This window comes from Methylobacterium aquaticum (assembly GCF_016804325.1).
Classification (GTDB): Bacteria; Pseudomonadota; Alphaproteobacteria; order Rhizobiales; family Beijerinckiaceae; genus Methylobacterium; species Methylobacterium aquaticum_C.
Genome location: NZ_CP043627.1, coordinates 758,847 through 776,225 on the forward strand (window position 1 = coordinate 758,847; position 17,379 = coordinate 776,225).

The 17,379-nt window shown below is 72.5% G+C and carries 12 protein-coding genes, 1 tRNA gene and 1 pseudogene; 2 read left to right on the forward strand and 12 right to left on the reverse strand.

Features of this window, described 5'->3' with window-relative positions:
- Positions 1-326 precede the first annotated feature (326 nt).
- Complete coding sequence (locus tag F1D61_RS03355) at positions 327-2,003, reverse strand: methyl-accepting chemotaxis protein (protein WP_203156512.1); 1,677 nt, start codon at positions 2,001-2,003, stop codon at positions 327-329.
- A gap of 387 nt (positions 2,004-2,390) precedes the next feature.
- Between F1D61_RS03355 and F1D61_RS03360 the strand changes: the two genes are divergently transcribed.
- Positions 2,391-3,452, forward strand: a complete 1,062-nt coding sequence (locus tag F1D61_RS03360) for an HD-GYP domain-containing protein (protein WP_203156513.1) — start codon at positions 2,391-2,393, stop codon at positions 3,450-3,452.
- A gap of 498 nt (positions 3,453-3,950) precedes the next feature.
- On the opposite strand, the pseudogene F1D61_RS35220 reads toward F1D61_RS03360, so the two are convergent.
- From F1D61_RS35220 to F1D61_RS03390, 7 genes and pseudogenes are all read right to left on the reverse strand, one after another.
- Positions 3,951-5,542 (reverse strand): annotated as a pseudogene (locus tag F1D61_RS35220) (putative bifunctional diguanylate cyclase/phosphodiesterase).
- A gap of 62 nt (positions 5,543-5,604) precedes the next feature.
- A complete protein-coding gene (locus F1D61_RS33820) occupies positions 5,605-6,519 on the reverse strand; it encodes a hypothetical protein (RefSeq protein ID WP_246775689.1) in 915 nt (304 codons plus the stop codon).
- Between the two features lie 223 nt (positions 6,520-6,742).
- The gene (locus F1D61_RS03370) at positions 6,743-8,209 is read right to left on the reverse strand and encodes a PLP-dependent aminotransferase family protein (RefSeq protein ID WP_246775690.1); all 1,467 of its coding nucleotides are present in this window, start codon (positions 8,207-8,209) and stop codon (positions 6,743-6,745) included.
- A 39-nt stretch (positions 8,210-8,248) separates the two neighbouring features.
- Complete coding sequence (gene deoC / locus F1D61_RS03375) at positions 8,249-8,920, reverse strand: deoxyribose-phosphate aldolase (RefSeq protein WP_203156514.1); 672 nt, start codon at positions 8,918-8,920, stop codon at positions 8,249-8,251.
- Positions 8,921-9,123: 203 nt separating this feature from the next.
- Positions 9,124-9,387 (reverse strand): hypothetical protein, encoded by a 264-nt coding sequence (locus F1D61_RS03380; RefSeq protein WP_203156515.1) that lies wholly within the window; start codon positions 9,385-9,387, stop codon positions 9,124-9,126.
- A 154-nt stretch (positions 9,388-9,541) separates the two neighbouring features.
- On the reverse strand, positions 9,542-11,707 hold the full coding sequence (locus F1D61_RS03385; RefSeq protein WP_203156516.1) for an Ig-like domain-containing protein: 2,166 nt from the start codon (positions 11,705-11,707) through the stop codon (positions 9,542-9,544).
- A gap of 215 nt (positions 11,708-11,922) precedes the next feature.
- Positions 11,923-11,998: transfer RNA gene (locus F1D61_RS03390), tRNA-Glu, on the reverse strand.
- A gap of 282 nt (positions 11,999-12,280) precedes the next feature.
- On the opposite strand from F1D61_RS03390, the gene F1D61_RS03395 reads away from it, so the two are divergent.
- On the forward strand, positions 12,281-12,589 hold the full coding sequence (locus F1D61_RS03395; RefSeq protein WP_203156517.1) for a PilZ domain-containing protein: 309 nt from the start codon (positions 12,281-12,283) through the stop codon (positions 12,587-12,589).
- Between the two features lie 96 nt (positions 12,590-12,685).
- Here the strand turns inward: F1D61_RS03395 and F1D61_RS03400 are convergent, their stop codons facing one another.
- The 4 genes from F1D61_RS03400 to F1D61_RS03415 all read right to left on the reverse strand — a co-directional run bounded on the left by F1D61_RS03400 (position 12,686) and on the right by F1D61_RS03415 (position 17,362).
- A complete protein-coding gene (locus F1D61_RS03400) occupies positions 12,686-14,068 on the reverse strand; it encodes a class II 3-deoxy-7-phosphoheptulonate synthase (RefSeq protein WP_203156518.1) in 1,383 nt (460 codons plus the stop codon).
- 116 nt (positions 14,069-14,184) lie between these two features.
- Positions 14,185-15,597 (reverse strand): glutathione-disulfide reductase, encoded by a 1,413-nt coding sequence (gor, locus tag F1D61_RS03405; protein WP_203156519.1) that lies wholly within the window; start codon positions 15,595-15,597, stop codon positions 14,185-14,187.
- Positions 15,598-15,602: 5 nt separating this feature from the next.
- The gene (locus tag F1D61_RS03410) at positions 15,603-16,823 is read right to left on the reverse strand and encodes an O-antigen ligase family protein (RefSeq protein ID WP_246775691.1); all 1,221 of its coding nucleotides are present in this window, start codon (positions 16,821-16,823) and stop codon (positions 15,603-15,605) included.
- A complete protein-coding gene (locus F1D61_RS03415; protein WP_203156520.1) occupies positions 16,820-17,362 on the reverse strand; it encodes a DUF2059 domain-containing protein in 543 nt (180 codons plus the stop codon). Before F1D61_RS03415 ends, F1D61_RS03410 begins: the two co-directional genes overlap by 4 nt.
- Between the last annotated feature and the right edge of the window lie 17 nt (positions 17,363-17,379).

Here is a 17,379-nt window from a genome sequence, read left to right on the forward strand (position 1 = left end):
GTGAGGGGGTGTCTCAGGACGAGGCTCTTCCGGAACCTCCCCCTCACCCTCGCTCCGGCTGCGCCTCCGCTCACTTCATCGACGACAAGGTCGATGAAGTCCTCTCCCCGCCCGCGGGAGAGGGGGATTTCCCGCGCCTCTTCTTTTCCCCGGACAGCCCTGCCTTAGCGGGGGAGGGTTCGCGCGTGGCGACCGTTACTCTCGCATCGCGCAGCCTGCCGTCCCTTGTACCGTGGCGTTGCGATCGAGCGATGCTCCAGATCTTTGATCTTGCTGCATATCCTCCGAAGAGCCGGCATTCGCTTCGTCGGACGAGACTCTGGCCGTCACGCCGCCCGCACGGTGGCGAGGAACCGATGCACCTCGGCGCCGAGATGCTCGGACTGGCGCGACAGCTCCGAGGAGGCCGCCAGGACCTGGCCCGCCGAGATCCCGGAGCGCTCGGCCGCGCCCGCGACCGCCGCGACGCCCTGGGTCACCTCGTCGGTGCCGGCTGCGGCTCGAGACACGTTGCGGACGATCTCCTGCGTCGCCGAGCCCTGCTCCTCCACCGCCGCGGCGATGCCCGTCGCCACGGTCGAGATCTCCTCGATCCGTGCGGTGATGCCGCCGATCGCGCTCGCCGCCTGGCCGGTGGAGGCCTGGATCGCCGCGATCTGGCCGGTGATCTCCTCGGTGGCCTTCGCGGTCTGGCCGGCGAGCTCCTTGACTTCCGCCGCGACGACCGCGAAGCCGCGGCCCGCCGCGCCGGCCCGGGCCGCCTCGATGGTGGCGTTGAGCGCCAGGAGGTTGGTCTGGCTGGCGATCGACGAGATCAGCCCGACCACGTCGCCGATCCGGGCGGTGGCCTCGGTCAGGATGCGGACCTGGCCGGCGGTCCTCCCGGCTTCCGCGACGGCGGCCTGGGCCAGCCGGGCCGAATCGTCGACCTGGCGGCCGATCTCACCCACCGATGCGCCGAGCTCCTCCGCGGCGGCGGCAACCGTCCCGACATTTGAGGCGGCCTGGGCGGCGGCCTCCGCCACGCCGGTCGACTGGCTGGCGGTCTCCCGCGCGGTGGTGGTCATGGCCTGCGCCGTGGCCTGCAATTCGGTCGCGGAGGCCGAGACCTGGCCGACGATGCCGCCGACGGCGCGCTCGAAGGCGTCCGCCATCTGGCGCATGCCGGCGCGGCGCTGCTCGTCCGCCGAGGCGCGGGCGAGCGCCGTCTCCTCCTCCAGGGCGCGAGCGCGCAGCATGCTCTCCTTGAACACCTGCACCGCCGAGGCCATGGCGCCGATCTCGTCGCGGCGCCCCGTCGCCGGCACCGCCTCGCCGAGCCGGCCGGCGGCGAGCGCCGCCATGCTGCCGGAGAGCGCGACTAGCGGCCGGGCGATGCTGCGGCCGATCAGCGTGGCGGCGGCGGCGACCAGGAGAGCCACCAGGCCGGCGCCGACGAGCAGGTTCCACAGCCAGGCATGGACCTGGGCCGCGGTGTCGTCGGCATAGATGCCGGAGCCGACGACCCAACCCCAGGGCTGGAAGCTGCGGGCGTAGGACACCTTCTCGACCGGCACGTCGGAGCCCGGCTTCGGCCACCAGTAGGTCTCGAAGGCCGCGCCGTCCGCTGCGACGTTGCGCATCATCGCGGCGAAGAACTTGCGGCCCGACGGCTCGGCGAGGCCGCTGACGTCCCGGCCGACCAGCTTGGACTCGGGATGGGCGATCAGCCGCGACTGCATGTCGTTGATCCAGAAGAACTCGCCCTTGCCGTAGCGCAGGGCGGCGACCGCCGCGGTGGCGGTCGTCTGGGCGGACTCGCGGGTCATCCGCCCGGCGCGCTCCTCGGCTTCGAAATGCACCAGGAGACTGTGGGCGGCGTCCACCAGGTCCTTCGTCTTGAGGGACCGGCCGCTGGTCACCGCGCCCGCGAGATCGTAGGCGGCGAGGCCGAGGATGAGGAGGAGCCCGACCAGCGCCACGCCGGTCAGGGCCTGGATCCGGGCGGCGATCTTGATCGACATGAGGGGCCTTGGGTCGCGGACGGGTTGCGGGCAGGCGGCCGGTGCCGCGGGACGAGCCCGGCCGGGAGAGTGTCCCGATTCAATCGAGCGCGACGCGATCTTGCCGCTTAACCGTTACGGGGAGGATAACGCAGAGGTATCCGGTCCCGCGGGACAATCCTGCGCAAGGAGCGCCGGACAACCTCCGGCGGCACGGTCCGAATGGACCGCCCGTCCAGGCTGCGGGGCTGCGGGCGCCCCCGGCGACCTTCGCCGCCGACGGACGGTTTTGTTTCCGGTCCGTCGCCGCTAACCTTGTCTGTCGATCAACGCCGTAAGCATTTGTTCGGGACTGGACGGGTAGCTGTTGGGGGCAGAGGGGGCCGTGCGGCCGCCGGGAGGGACGCGATGCCCGACGAGAGGACCTTCGTCCTCGTGACCGACAGGCCGGACCGCAGCGCCGCGATCAGCGCGGCCCTGCGGGCTATCGGGATCTGCGACGTCGTCGGACCCGAGGAGACGTGGCGGGACCGGCGGGCCCTGGCCGGCGTCGTCTCCGACCTGACGCTGTCGCGGCCGGAGGCCGACCATTGCCTGCGCGCGCTCCAGCGCCGCTTCGCCGACCGGCCCCTGCCGGTGGTGTGCCTCCTGCGCAAGGCGACCCAGGACGCGCTGCGCCACGCCAAGACCCTCGGGGCGACGGTGTGCATGCCCGCCTACGTGCCGCCCGAGACGATCGCGGCCGCCCTGGCCAACCAGGCCGGGATCATGGCCGGCGCCGCCGAGAAAGCGGTGAGCCAGGGCGTCGTCCGGGCCGGGGAGGCGCTGACCGGCCTGATGGCGGAGACCCGGGCCGGCCTGCCGATCCGCATGGGCGCCGTCGAGGCCGGCCTCGGCCCGATCCTCACCGCGGTGCAGGAGGGCGGCCTCGCCCGGTGGCTCGACACGGTCTGGACCCACGACGACGCCACCTACCAGCATTGCCTGCTGGTGGCCGGCCTCGCCGCGCAATTCGCCCTCCATCTCGGCTTCCGGCACGAGGACCAGTTCCGCTTCGTGCGCGCCGCGCTGATCCACGACGTCGGCAAGGCCCGCATCCCGCTCCAGATCCTCAACAAGCCCGGCCGCCTCGACGCGGGCGAGCTCGCCGTGATGCGCACCCATGCCGCCATCGGCCACGAGGTGTTGCGGGCGGGCGGCGAGCGCGACCCGATGACCCTCTCGGCGGTCCGCCACCACCACGAGATGCTCGACGGCTCCGGCTATCCCGACGGCCTCGTCGGCGACCAGATCGGCGACATGGTCCGCCTGCTCACCATCTGCGACATCTATGCCGCCCTGACCGAGCGCCGCCCGTACAAGTCGCCGATGCCGATGGCGGACGCGATGGCGATCCTCTCCTCCATGGAGGGCAAGCTGGAGGCGCGCCTGGTGCAGTCCTTCGGCGAGGCGATGGCGGCGGCGGTGTGAGAGCCTGTTTGACTTGCGAAAATTTAGCTGCACCGACCTTTTCCATCCCTCTCGCGACCTCATCCTGAGGTGCGACTGAAAGGAGCCTCGAAGGAGGGCTCCAGAAGTCTTCGCGATCCCTGGAGCCCTCCTTCGAGGTCAGTCGATTTTCAATCGACTGACACCTCAGGATGAGGTTGTGTGTTGGAGTAAGTGCTCGAGTCGATCAAACAGGCTCTCAGTCGGGAACCGGTCCGCCGACATCGGCGGGCGACGGGGTTTCCCGGGACATCTCCTTCGGTATCACGTGCGTGAAAGCGCGACGGATCCGATCGACCTTTCGACTTTCCTCGATCGGGCTCTGCGGGATGGACACCCTCCTGGTCATGCCGGGCTCCGCTTTCGCGGCCCCGGAATGACCAGGATGCGCGTCAGAACCGTTCCAGGCCGCCGGTCAGGCTTATGGATGCGCGATCCACCCCGACGAAGAGAACGGGCCCGTAACGCCCCGGCCGCCCGTCACGCCGAACGCCGCACCTCCGGCCGGCACAGGGCCGCGAACGCCTCCGCCGGCATCGGCCGGCCGAACAGGTAGCCCTGCGCCTCCGTGCAGCCCTTCGCCGCGAGCCGGGCTGCCATCGCCTCGGTCTCGACGCCCTCCGCGATCACCGAGAGGCCGAAGCTGCGGCCCAGCGTCAGCACCGACCGCACGATCGCCCGATCCTGGCTCGAGCCTTCCATGCCCTGCACGAAGGAGCGGTCGATCTTCAGCCGCGTCAGGGGAAAGCGCTTGAGCAGGCTCAAGGAGGCGTAGCCGGTGCCGTAATCGTCGAAGGCGAGGCCGACGCCGAGGTCGCGCAGGGCCCGCAGCGGGGCGATCAGGGCCTCGTCGTGCTGCAGGATGATGGTCTCGGTGATCTCCAGTTCGAGGCCGGAGGCCGGCAGGCCGGATTCGGCGAGCGCCGCCCGGACTTCGTCGACGAGGCTCGCCGAATGGAACTGCGCGCCGAACAGGTTGACGCCGATGCGCAGGTCCGTGGCGCCGGCCCGGCGCCAGGCGGCGGCCTGCGCGCAGGCCTCGCGCAGCACGAAGCGGCCGACCGGCGCGGCGAGGCGGCTCGCCTCCAGGGGAGCCAGGAACGCCGCCGGGGCGAGGAGGCCGAGCCGGGGTGGCGCCAGCGGATCAGGGCCTCGGCGCCGACGATCCGGCGGTCGGCGAGGCGCACCTGCGGCTGGTAGAACACCTCGAATTCCCCGGCCGCCAGCGCCCGCGGCAATTCCTGCTGGCGGGCGGTCCAGGACAGGGTGGCGTCGCGCAAGGCCGGCGTGAACACCCGGTGGCAATGCCGCCCGCCGCGCTTGGCCTCGTAGAGCGCCATGTCGGCGCAGGCGAGCAGCGCGTCGGTGAGGGGGCCGTGCAAGGGGCTCAGCGCGATGCCGATGCTCGCCCCGAGATGGATGGGCTGCCCGTCGACCGGGAACGGCTCGGAGAGGCTGTGCAGGATCGTGCCCGCGACCGTGACCGCCGCGGCCTCGTCGCAGCCGGGCAGCAGCACCGCGAACTCGTCGCCGCCCATCCGGGCGACGAGGCCGTCCCCGGCGAGGCAGGCGCACAGCCGCGCCCCGGCCTGGCGGATCAGCGCGTCGCCCGCCTCGTGGCCGAGGGTGTCGTTGACCTTCTTGAACCCGTCGAGATCGATCATCAGGGCGGCGGCCGGGGCCTCCGGGGCGTCGGCGAGGCGGGCCATCGCCAGGGCGAGGCCGCGGCGGTTGCTCAGGCCGGTCAGGCCGTCGGTCTCGGCCTGGCGGCGCAGGGTCTCCATCAGGCGGGTGCGCTCGCGCATCCGCTCCTCCAGCACCGCGAGGGCGTCGAACAGCCGCCGGATCTCGACGATGCGCAAGGCCCGGCCGAGGGCCGGGCGCGGGGCCGGCGCGTCGCCCTCGGCCAGCGCCATCGCGGTCTCGCGGGCGATCAGCAGCGGGCGCAGCACCGAGGCGCGCAAGGATTGCAGCAGGGCGACCAGCAGGGCCAGGACCGCAACCGTGCCGCAGGCGACGGCCGCGAGCCGCGCGCGCATCGCGTCGCGCTCGGCGGCAAAGTCCGCCACCATCCCGGCGAGGTAGCGGTCGCGCAGGGCCTCGACCGGCTTCAGGGTCGGCACGTAGCGGCGGGTCAGCTCGTCGGCGGAGAGCGCGTAGCGGCCGTCGGAGCGGCCCTCCGCGATCGTCGCCTCGATGAGGCCGAGCCCCTGCCCGGCGAAGGTCTCCTCGACCTCGTGGAACAGGCCTTCGAGGGGCTGGCCCGGCCCGAACGCCGCCTGGCTGCGCAGGAGCCGGAGCAATTCCAGGATGCGCCCACGGATCTGCGCGGCGGCGGCGAACTGGCCGGTGTCGAGGGCCGGCGCACGGCGACGGCCGGGATGATGGCGGAGCCGATCCGGCCGCCATATTCCCGCAGGTCGCTCACCGCGTGGCCGGTCAGGGCCGCACCGGCCAGCGCCGGATCGGCCCGGCCGATCGCCTGGATCTCCCAGGCGACCACGTCCTGGAACGCGTCAGCCGCGGCGATCATCCGGGCGACGGCGCCGGTGATGTCCTCGATGTCCCGCTCCGCGGCCTGCAGGCCGGCGACCCGGTCCACGTCCCGCCGCGCCGCCTGGAGCCGGACGGCTGTCGCCGAGAGGAGGCGGGCGGGAACGGCATGGCCCGCCTCCTCCGCCGCCGGCCCGCGCAGGGCCGCCAGCGCCCCGTCGCTCGCCGCGCGGAAGGCGTCCAGCCGCGCCGCCGCCGCCGGATCGCTGCCGGGCGCGATCGACATCATGACGTTCGCCGGCCCCCTTTCCGCCGAGAGACGGTTGGCGGCCTCCAACACCTGCCGCAGCCGGCTGATGTGCAGGAGGTTGCCCTGGCTGGCGCGATAGGCGGTGACCGAGGGCGCGACGACGATCGCCGTCAGGGTGAGGAGCCCCGCCGCCAGGAGCAGGGCGGTACCCCAGAGCCGGCGCCCGAGCGGGACCTCCCGCGGTCCAGACGGCGCGCGGCCTGCCTGGCCTGACGGGAAGGCCGGCGCCGGATGTGGTTGCTGCACGGGGAACCCTCGGGAAGAGCCGGAGTGACGCACCGGCCTGCCGCCGTCGTTGCCGACGGGACTACGCGGCAAATCTTTCCGAATGCCGAGAGCCACCGCCGCCGGGCGATCGTGCGGGGCCCGCTCCCCCGAGCCCGGTATCCGCTTGATCTCTCGGAAGGAAGTGCCGCCGGCGCCGGGGCGGGACGCCGCGACCCTGAGCGGACGGTGGTCCGCGTTCGGGTTAGCTGGCGGTAAGATGCGCGGCCGCCAGCGCCGCGGCGAGGCGGCGGATGCCCGCCCGGATCGCGTCCGGCTCGCTGCCGGCAAAGCCGAGGAGCAGCCCGGCCCGGTCCGGCCGCGCCGCCGGGTCGTGGTAGAGCGGGCCGACCGGGTAGACGCCGATTCCCGCCGCCCGCGCCGCCGCCGCCATCCCGGCCTCGGCGGCGGCCGGCACGCCCTCGAACCAGGCGACGAGATGCAGGCCCGCCGCCGCGCCCTCGACCCGCACCGCGCCGCCGAAGCTCTCGGCCAGCGCGGCGAGCAGGGCGGCGCGCCGGCCGGCATTGCGCCGCCGGACCTGGCGCAGGTGGCGCTCGTAGCCGCCCTCGGCCAGGAACTGCGCCAGGGCGGCCTGTTCCAGGCCCGGCGACTGCCGGTCGGCGAGGCGCTTGGCTTCCGTGAAGGCCTCGCTCAAGCCCGGCGGCACCACCAGGTAGCCGAGGCGCAGCTGCGGCGAGAGGGTCTTGGAGACCGTGCCGGCATAGATCACCCGGCCCGCCCGATCGAGGCTCACCAGCGCCTCCACCGGCCGGGCGTCGAAGCGGTACTCGCCGTCGTAATCGTCCTCGACGATCAGCGCGCCGCACCCTTCCGCCCAGGCGAGCAGGGCCTGCCGGCGGGCGGCGGGCAGCACGCCGCCGAGGGGGAACTGGTGCGAGGGCGTGACGTAGGCGAGGCGCGCGGGCCCGAGTCCGGGCAGCCGCCCGGTCTGCAGCCCCTCCGCATCGACCGGGACCGGCAGGAGCGCGGCACCCGCGGCGGCAAAGGCCCGGCGCGCCGTGCCGTAGCCCGGATCCTCCATCGCCACCCGGTCGCCGGGATCGACGAGGAGCCGGATGCAGAGATCGATCCCCTGCTGCGAGCCGTTGACGACCACGATCTGGTCGGGGCTGCAGCTCACGCCCCGGGCGCGCCAGAGATAGGCCTGCAACGCGGCGCGCAACGCGGGCAGCCCGCGCGGATCGCCGTAGCCGAGCCGGGCCGGCCGCCGCAGCAGCACGGCGTTGAGGGCCCGCCGCCAGGCGAGGACCGGAAAATCGTCGCCCGAGAGGTCGCCGTAGCGGAAATCGATCGCCGGTGCCGGCGCGGCCGGCGGCGCGGGCTCGGCGAGCAGGCGCCGCCCGAAGGCGGAAAGGCGATGCGGCGGGACCGGGGCGGCCGAGCCCGGCGAGGCCGCGGCCAGGATGCCGGCGGCGACCCGGGTCCGGGCCCCGGGCCGGGTCTCCAGGTAGCCCTCGGCGACGAGCTGGTCGTAGGCCGCCGTCACGGTGGTGCGCGAGACCCCGAGCTCGGCCGCCAGCGCCCTGGTCGAGGGCAGGGCGCTGCCCGGCGGATAGACCCCTCGCGCGATCTGCGCCTTCAGGTCGGCGCCGATCCGGGCGCTGACCGGCAGGGCGGTGGGGGAGGGGCGGGGAGAGGCTGCGTCCAAAGCTGGCCTGGTCCTCTACGGCCTGACGTCAGGGCGTCCTCAATAGGCCTCGCCCGCCACCCCCGCCGTCACCAGCGCCACGCCCGAACTGGTGCCGAGCCGCGTCGCACCGGCAGCCACCAGGGCGCGGGCGGCCTCCAGGCTGCGCACGCCGCCCGACGCCTTGACCCCGACGGCGTCGCCGACAGTCGCGCGCATCAGGGCGACGTCCGCCACGGTGGCGCCGCCGGTCGAAAAGCCCGTTGACGTCTTGATGAAATCGACCCCGGCCTCGACCGCCAGGGTGCAGGCGAGGCGCTTCTGCGGTTCATCAAGCAGGCAGGTCTCGATGATGACCTTCAGCACCTGCCCCCGGCAGGCCGCCCGGACCGCCGCGATGTCGGCCCGCACGGCCGCGTGATCCCCGTCCTTCAGGGCCCCGAGCGCGATCACCATGTCGATCTCGGCCGCACCGCGGCGCACGGCGCCCGCGGCCTCCGCCGCCTTGTCCTCCGACATCGACGCCCCGAGGGGGAAGCCAACGACGGAGCAGGGTGCGACGTCGCTGCCGGCTAGGATCCCGGCGGCGAGCCCGACATGGATCGGGTTGATGCAGACCGCCTTGAAGCGGTGCGCCAGTGCTTCCTCGCACAGGCGCCGCACCTCGGCCGGCGTCGCATCGGCCCGCAGGAGGTTGTGGTCGATCAGGCGGGCGAGGGCGGGCGCGTCCACGAGAATCCTCTCCGGGCGGCCCGAGCCCGGATGCCCGGCGCCGCAACGGCAGGAGTGCAATCGCGGCGGCCGGATCGTCAAGCGCGCCAAGCAGACTTGCACTGGCAGGCCACACGGTACACGACAGCGTTCGAGCGCGGCTCTGGCTCTTCCCACCCTGCACCTCAGGATGAGGTGCAGGGTGGGAAAGCTCCATGGCTGGTCTAGCGCCCGCTGGCCTGCCGGATCGCCGCCACGATCGTCTCGACGAAGGCGACGCCCGGCTCGGTGAAGGTGATCGCGTCGTCGCTCAAGCTGGCGAGGCCGCGCTGCTCGACCTCGGCGGCGCCCTCCGGATCGGCCTGATGGCCGCGGCCGTCCCGGCGCACCACGGAGCTGATCGGCTGGCCGCTGATCAGGTGGTGGTAGGCCGCGAAGGCGAAGATCGACAGGGCGCGGTCGGAGAGGGCTTTGGTGTCGGCAGCCATCGGGTCGGGCCTCGGGGAAGGGCGCCCCGCAGGAGGCGGGGCGCAGGTTCCGGCCCAACGCCCGGGATCCGGAAAGGGTGTGCGCCCCCAAATGACGCAGCCCCGCCCCTGCGGGCCCAATGACGCAGTCCCGCCCCTGCGGGACCAGGGGGCCTCACCGCAGCCGGGCCGGGAGCGGCATCGCCGAGGTCTTCTCGTCGTAGACGACGGCATAGCTGCCCTGTTCGAGGTCGAACAGCGCGTAGTCGAGGCCCTTGATGGTCTCGGTCCGGAAATGCACCCGCTGGCCGCCGCGGGTGATGCCTGCGAGGCGGTGCGACAGGGCCGAGACCGGCAGCATCCCGGTCATCCGCTCCGGCCCCTCGGCGAGATCGACCCGGAAGGTCAGGTCGTGCCCGTTCCAGGCCAGGGCCTCGAAGCGCGTTGCTTCCCGGCGGTCGAGCCAGCGCAGCATCTGGGCCGCCGAGATCATCGCGACGCCGCGCTCGCGAGCGGCCGCGACCAGATGGTCGAAATAGCCGTCGGTGTAGTCGTAATGGGTGCCGAAGGCGCCGAAGAACTGCTCGGGGCCGAGCGCCCGGTCGAGCATCGCGTCGATGCCGGCGCGCTGGTCGATGCCGTTCTCGTTCACCAGGTGGCTGGCGGCCTGGTAGATGTCGAGGACCCGGCCGTCGAGGTCGGCAAAGCGCATCGGGAAGCCGGAGCCGTTCATGAAGCCCGGCCGCCGCCGGATCCACGAGCCGGGCCAGTAGTAATAGCCGAGGTCGAGGCGGATGCCCGCGGCCCGCTCGATCTTGGCGGTGTCGGCCCAGCCGTTCCAGGTCACGCAATGCAGGCGGTGGGTCTCCTGCGCCGGCAGGCCGAGCTGCCGCCCGATGCCGCCGACCTGCCGGCTCAAGGCCAGGCCCAGGGTGGCGGCATCGACGTCGCGGCAGCCGGTATCGGCGTGGATTCCGGTCTCGAAGCCGAGCGCCGCGTAGGCGCGCGCCTGATCCGGCGAGAGCCGCGTCGCCGGCGTGACGTAGGAGGTCGCCCGCGGGCAGTCCCAGGCCTCGGGCCGGCAATCGATCGGGCTCTCGGCGACGAGGCGCTTGTAGGCGTCGAGCGTGCCGCGGCGCGTGGCATGGTCGTCGCCGGCCATGATGAGGGCGGCGCGGCGCTCGTCGGGCAGGTACCAGACCCGCGGCAGCGGCAGGCGCTCGGCGCTCATCGTCACGATCAGGTTGGCCAGCAGCCGCTGCTGCTCGTCGGCCTGCGGGATCGCCACCCGGGAGAGGTCGAGGTAGTCCGGGAAGAACAGGTCGTTCGGCCGCCGCGGCGGCAGCCCGTCCCGCTCCTGGCCGGCGAAGGCCGGGTTGCCCTGGCGCAGGCGCACCACCGAGGTGGCGAGGTCGAAGGCGAAGGCCGCCGCCTGGCCCTGGCCATGTCGGTGCAGCGAGACCGCCGGCCAGGGCAGCGGCTCGGCCCCGGTCGAGAGGCGGGCGAGGATCGTGGCATCCTCCTCCGGACGATAGCGGCGGGCGGGCCCGTGGAACTGCATCGCCTGGCGGGCGATGCCGCGGGCGGCCGGCGCCCCCGCGTCGACCTGCAGGTAGCGCTCGGTGACGGCGTCCCCGTCCGGGGCGAGCCCGAAGATCGGCAGCCAGGCGCCCTGCGGCCGGACCGCGATCAGGTTGCCACCCTCCTGCACCCAGCCGGAGAGCCGTGCGGCCAGGGCCTCGTCCGGTGCGTCCGTCATCAGCACCAGGGTCGCCCGGGCGAGGCGATCCGGGGTGAGGTCGTTCGTCGCGACCACCGAGAACAGGTTCAGCCCTTCCGCCCGCAGGATCTCGGCGTAGTAGGGCCCGAAGGGGTTTCCGGGGCCGACCGCGACCAGGACCGGCGCCCCGGGCATCGCGGCGAGGTGAGGGGCGGCCGCCACGGTGAAGCGTCCCTCCACCGGCTCGCCCAGGGACAGTCCGAGGGTGCTCTTCGGGCGGCTTCCGGTCCCGACCGCGATCCGGTAGGTCGCGCCCGGCCGCAACGGCGCCTGCGGCACCAGCCGGGCGGAACGCTGATCCGCCTCGTAGGCGATCGCGGCCGGCACGGCCGCGCCCCCTTCCTCGTACAGGGCGATCGTTGCAGGCCCGATCGTCTCCGGCGCCATTGCGCGGGAGAAGCCGATCGCGATCGGCAGTCCGGGATAGACTTGCGCCGCGCCGTCATTCGGCATCAACGCCAGCACGCGTGGAGACGACGCCTCGAACAGGAGACGGGCCGATATCGCGAACATCAGGCATACTATTGCCGACACCAGCAGGCGCACGACCATCCGCTGCATCACGTCTCTCACCGAGCATCGATTGTTGGTATGACCGATGCTTAGCAGGCCGATACACACGAGGACAGCCGAGACGGCGGCGGCGCGCGCATCCCTTGGGTGGACCGGACGAGGTCTGCTACCGCTTTGGTGGAGGGTGCCCGAATCGCGCAGCGACGCGGCGGCACGAGGGCCGCATCGGTCGTTCGACAGCGCTGTAGGGGTGATCCGGCCGGTGGCGCTCCCAAGGGGACTCGAACCCCTGTTTTCGCCGTGAGAGGGCGACGTCCTAGACCGCTAGACGATGGGAGCTGGCCCGGCGGGATGACGGGGGTATAGCGACGGTTCGTAAGGCGCGCAACCCTCTCGGTCGCTTATTTCGCCCGGCTCCGTTGCCCGGCCCGATCGCGGCGGGACGACAGAGCCGGGCGCCCTCGCGCCGTGACGCGGCGATCGTCGCGAGATCAGGCAGGAGTGGTTTAACCCTGCCGCTCGATACACCGCTGGGTGCATCGGGGGCCGCTTCCAGCCGGAAACCGTCATGTTACATGTGATATAACGGTGACGCGACGGAATGACGGGGTCGAGGCGGGGATGAGCGAGGGACCAACGATCTCGGCCGACGCGCAATCGGATGCCCGGAAGCAAGCCCAAGACAAGCGGGGCCGGCGCCGCTACGGCACGGTGATGCCGGCAACCCTGGTCCTGCCCGATTCCGGCCGCATCCCCTGCGTCGTCCGCGACCTTTCCGCCACCGGTGCCAAGATCAATCTCTCCCGTCGCCACAATCTGCCGGACCGGATCTGGATCGTCATTCCCCAGATGACCGTCACCCGGCGCGCTACGCTGGTCTGGCGGAACGGCGAGTTCGCCGGGATCGCGTTCGACCGGCATTTGACGTGACGCGGCCGCCGATCGACGAAAAAAGGCCCGGGACGGGCACCGCCCGAAGGCGGCCCCCGTCCCGGGCCTCATCGTCGTCCGGCGATGGCGGACGGTCTATTCCGCCGCCTCGATCTGCGGGCGCTCGTGCTGCCGGCGCTCGCGCTTGACGAGGTCGGCGGTCAGGAAGGCCACTTCCAGCGCCTGCTCGGCGTTGAGGCGCGGGTCGCAATAGGTGTGGTAGCGGTCGCGCAGGTCGTCCGCCGTCAGGGCGCGAGCGCCGCCGGTGCATTCGGTGACGTTCTTGCCGGTCATCTCGAGGTGGATGCCGCCGGCATGCGTCCCTTCGGCCTGGTGGATGTCGAAGAAGCCCTGGATCTCCTTCATCACCCGCTCGAACGGCCGGGTCTTGTAGCCGCTCGCCGTCACGGTGTTGCCGTGCATCGGGTCGCAGGACCACACGACCTTGCGGCCCTCGCGCTCCACCGCCCGGACCAGGGCGGGGAGGTGGTCGCCGACCTTGTCGGCGCCGAAGCGGCAGATCAGGGTCAGGCGGCCGGCTTCATTGCCCGGGTTGAGCAGGTCCACGAGTCGGATCAGGTCGTCGGCCTTCAGCGACGGGCCGCATTTGAGGCCGATCGGGTTCTTGATGCCCCGGGCGAACTCGATATGGGCGTGGTCGGCCTGGCGGGTGCGGTCGCCGATCCACAGCATGTGGCCCGACGTGGCGTACCAGTCGCCGCTGGTCGAATCGACCCGGGTCAGGGCCTCCTCGTAGCCGAGCAGCAGGGCCTCGTGGCTGGTGTAGAAGTCGGTCTGGCGCACCTCCTGGTGCGTCTCCGGGTTGATGCCGATCGCCCGCATGAAGTCGAGGGTCTCGGTCATGCGCTGCGCCAGGTCGGCATAGGCCGAGGACTGGGGCGAGTCCTTGACGAAGCCGAGCATCCAGCGATGCGCGTTCTCGAGATTGGCGTAGCCGCCGGTCGCGAAGGCGCGCAGCAGGTTGAGCGTCGCGGCCGATTGCCGGTACGCCTCGACCTGGCGACGCGGATCGGGAACCCGCTCGGCCTCCGAGAAGCCGATGCCGTTGACGATGTCGCCGCGGTAGCTCGGCAGCGAGACGCCGTCGACGGTCTCGGTCGGCGAGGAGCGGGGCTTGGCGAACTGGCCGGCGATGCGGCCGATCTTCACCACCGGCGAGCCGCCCGCGAAGGTCAGCACCAGCGCCATCTGCAGGAAGACGCGGAAGAAATCGCGGATGTTGTCGGCGGAATGCTCGTCGAAGCTCTCGGCGCAGTCGCCGCCCTGAAGCAGGAACGCCTCGCCGGCCGCGACCTTGGCGAGGTTCTGCTTCAGCTTGCGCGCCTCACCGGCAAAGACCAGCGGAGGAAAGCTCGCGAGCTGCCGCTCCACCGCCTCGAGGGACGTGGAATCCGGATAATCCGGGACCTGCTGAATCGGCAGCTGCCGCCAGCTCGTGGGGGTCCAACGCTCGCTCATCGTCCTCTCCTACCGCACCTCTTCGATAACCGGTCAGGTCGGTTGCGGAAGCCGGGCTTATAGGGGGGTTCGCGCCGGAGGGCGAGGGGGTCCTGACGCTGCGGAGAGGTGCGGGTTCACCCCACCGCCACCGGCTGCTTGACCACCGAGGGGGTGCGCATCGTCACCAATTCCTCGCCGGCCGTCGGGTGGACCGCGATGGTGCGGTCGAAATCGGCCTTCTTGGCGCCCATCGTCACCGCGATGCCGACGGCCTGGATGATCTCGCCGGCATCGTGGCCGAGCACGTGGACGCCGACGACCTTGTCGGTCGCCCGCTCGACGATGACCTTCATCAGGATCCGCTCGTCGCGGCCCGACAGGGTCGCCTTCATCGGCCGGAACCGGGCCTCGTAGACGTCGATCTCGCCGCAGAGGCGGCGCGCCACCTCCTCACCGTGGCCGACGACGCCGATCTCCGGGGTCGAGAACACCGCGGTCGGGATCAGGTCGTGGTCGACCGCCCACGGCTTGCCCCCGAACACCGTGTCGGCGAAGGCGTGGCCCTCGCGGATCGCGATCGGCGTCAGGGCGGCGCGGTTGGTGACGTCGCCGACGGCGTAGATCGAGGGGGCGACGGTCTGCGAGAAGCGGTCGACGGGAATCGCCCCGACGGAATCGAGGGTGATGCCCGCCTTCTCCAGCCCGAGGCCGGCGACGTTGGGGCGCCGCCCGGTCGCGACCAGCACCTGGTCGACCAAGATCTCGCTGCCGTCGTTCAGCGTGGCGCAGATCGCGCCGTCGCGCCGGTCGAGACGGTGGACGGTGGTGTTGAGGCGCAGGTCCATCCGCTTGGCGTAAGCCTCGCCCAGCGCCTGCCGGATCTCGCCGTCGAAGCCGCGCAGGAGCCGGTCGCCGCGGTGGAGCAGGGTGGTGCGGGTGCCGAGACCCGCGAACACGCCCGCGAACTCGACCGCGATGTAGCCGCCGCCGACGACGAGGATCCGCTCGGGCTGGGTCTCCAGCTCGAACACCTCGTTCGACGTGATGGCGAGTTCGGCGCCGGGGATCAGCGGCTCCTTCACCGGATGCGCGCCGACCGCGATCAGGATGTGGCGGGCGCGCACGAGGGTGCCGGAACGGACCAGCCGCACCGTGTGCGGATCCTCGATCACCGCCCGGTCGGCCACCACCTCGACGCCGGCCCGCATCAGGTTGGTGGCGTAGATCCCCTCGAGCCGCGTCACCTCGGCGTCGCGCCGGGCCTTCAGGGTCGCCCAGTCGAAGCGCGGGGTGCCGACCTCCCAGCCGAAGCCGGCGGCATCCTCGAACTCGTCGGCGAACCGGCCGGCATAGACCATCAGCTTCTTCGGGACGCAGCCGCGGATCACGCAGGTGCCGCCGACCCGGTATTCCTCGGCGAGCTGCACCCGCGCGCCGTAGCCGGCGGCGATGCGCGCCGCCCGCACCCCGCCGGAGCCGCCGCCGATCACGAACAGATCCACATCGAACTCTTGCTCGCCGAAAGCCTGGTCTCGGGTCTCGGTCATGGGGCTCACCGCTCGTCCGTTAGATCTTGCGATTGATACTGCAGGGCGCGCAGCCAGGCGATGGCGGCGCCGACGCCGGCGGTCCACCAGGCCTGCCAGGCGCCGTGCTCGACGAAGGCGACGATGCCGGCGCAAGCGAGCAGCGCGAGCGCGGTGCTGCGCGGAACCGTTCTCCAGGCCGACAGGGCCCGCAGGGTCAGGACCAGGACGAGGGCGGCGAGCGTCGCGCCGACGACGCCCAGCTCGGCCCAGACCTGGAGGAAGCTGTTATGAGGGTGCCCGACCGCCAGCATGACGCGCATCTCGGGCTCGATCCGCTCGGCCGCCGGGGCGTCCTGGAAACGACCGGAGGTGCCGTAGCCGGCCCCGCGCCACGGATCGGCGGCGACCGCCGCGCCGAAGCTGCGGGCGATGGCGACCCGGGCCCGGGTGGAACTGCCGGCGAGCCGCTGGTGCAAAGCCTCGGGCATGGTGCGGGCCAGGAGATCGCCCTCGACCGGCGCGAGGACCAGGGCCCCGAGGAGCGCCGCGCCGGTGAGGCCGAGCCCGGCCCGGGCCGGCAGCCAGCGCACAAGGCCGAAGGTGAGGGCGCCGGTGGCGAGCCCCAGCACCGTCGCGCCGCTGACCGAGCGCCAGGCCGCCAGCGCGAGGCAGGCGGCAGAGAGCGCCGCCAGGCCGCGCCGCCCGGTCGCGGCGAGGACGGCCACCAGGGGGAAGGCCAGCAGCATCGTGACGAGGAGCGGCCGGTTGAACGCGAAGGCGGCGACGCGCTGGCCCAAGGCCTCGCGGATCACCAGGCCGGAGGCGAGGTCCGCCACCACGTAGGCGCAGGTGGCGATCATCACCCAGGCCGCCGGCCTGGCGACGGCGCCGAGATGCGGCGGCGCCAGGCGGGCCACCAGGTAGGCGCCGAGGAGCGCCGGCAGGAACTCGGAGAGGGTGCGCAGCGACAGGCCGGGCAGCGGGCTCCAGGCGAGGCTCGCCCCGCACCAGGCCAGAAAGGCGAGGGCCGAAAGGCCCGAGGGTGTCGCGAGCGGCGCGACGAGGAGCGTCCGCAAGGGGCGCCCGGCCGCGGCGGCGCCTGCCAGCAGCAGGAGCCCGGCGAGGCCGACCACCACCGGGCTCGAGCGGTTCGCCACGGCCATGCAGGCCGGCAGGGCGGCGATGACGATCGCGCCGAGACGATCGAGCGTCCCGGCCCGCTCTCCGGCCGTGCGGGCGGTCACTGCAGCTGGTGGCCGCGCTTGCCCATCTCGGCCCGGACCCGGACCATCATGTATTCCGAGACCTCCTGGGTCCAGGTCTGCATCGCCTGCACCATGTCGTCGAGCACCTGGGGCTGGGTCTCGACGTAGCGCTTGCCCGACGGCGACCGGAAGAAGGTGGCGATGTCGCGCAGCTCGGCTTCCGTGAGCTTGTTGGCGTAGATGCGCGAGGCGGTGTCGATGATGCGCTGCTTCTGCAGTTCCAGCTCGGGCTGCATCTTCTCCAGGACCTCGTTGAGGTCCTTGGTCAGCTCGGGCCGGGTGACTGCCGCCTGCTTGATCTGCTCGCCGAAGGCCGGGAGGATCGAGTCGAACGAGCGGGCGATGCCGGAGGAGAGCATCACCTCCTTGGCGAGCGCGAGGTGGCTCGGGGTGATCGCGGCCTGCTGTGCCGCCGTGGGGGCGGCGGGGGCGGCGGGCTTCGTCTGGGCGAGGGCGGGGCTGCACACGGACGCGGCGAGAAGGCCCGCCAGGAGGAGTCGGGGACGGCGCGGGGACATCGAGGGGCTCCGGAAGA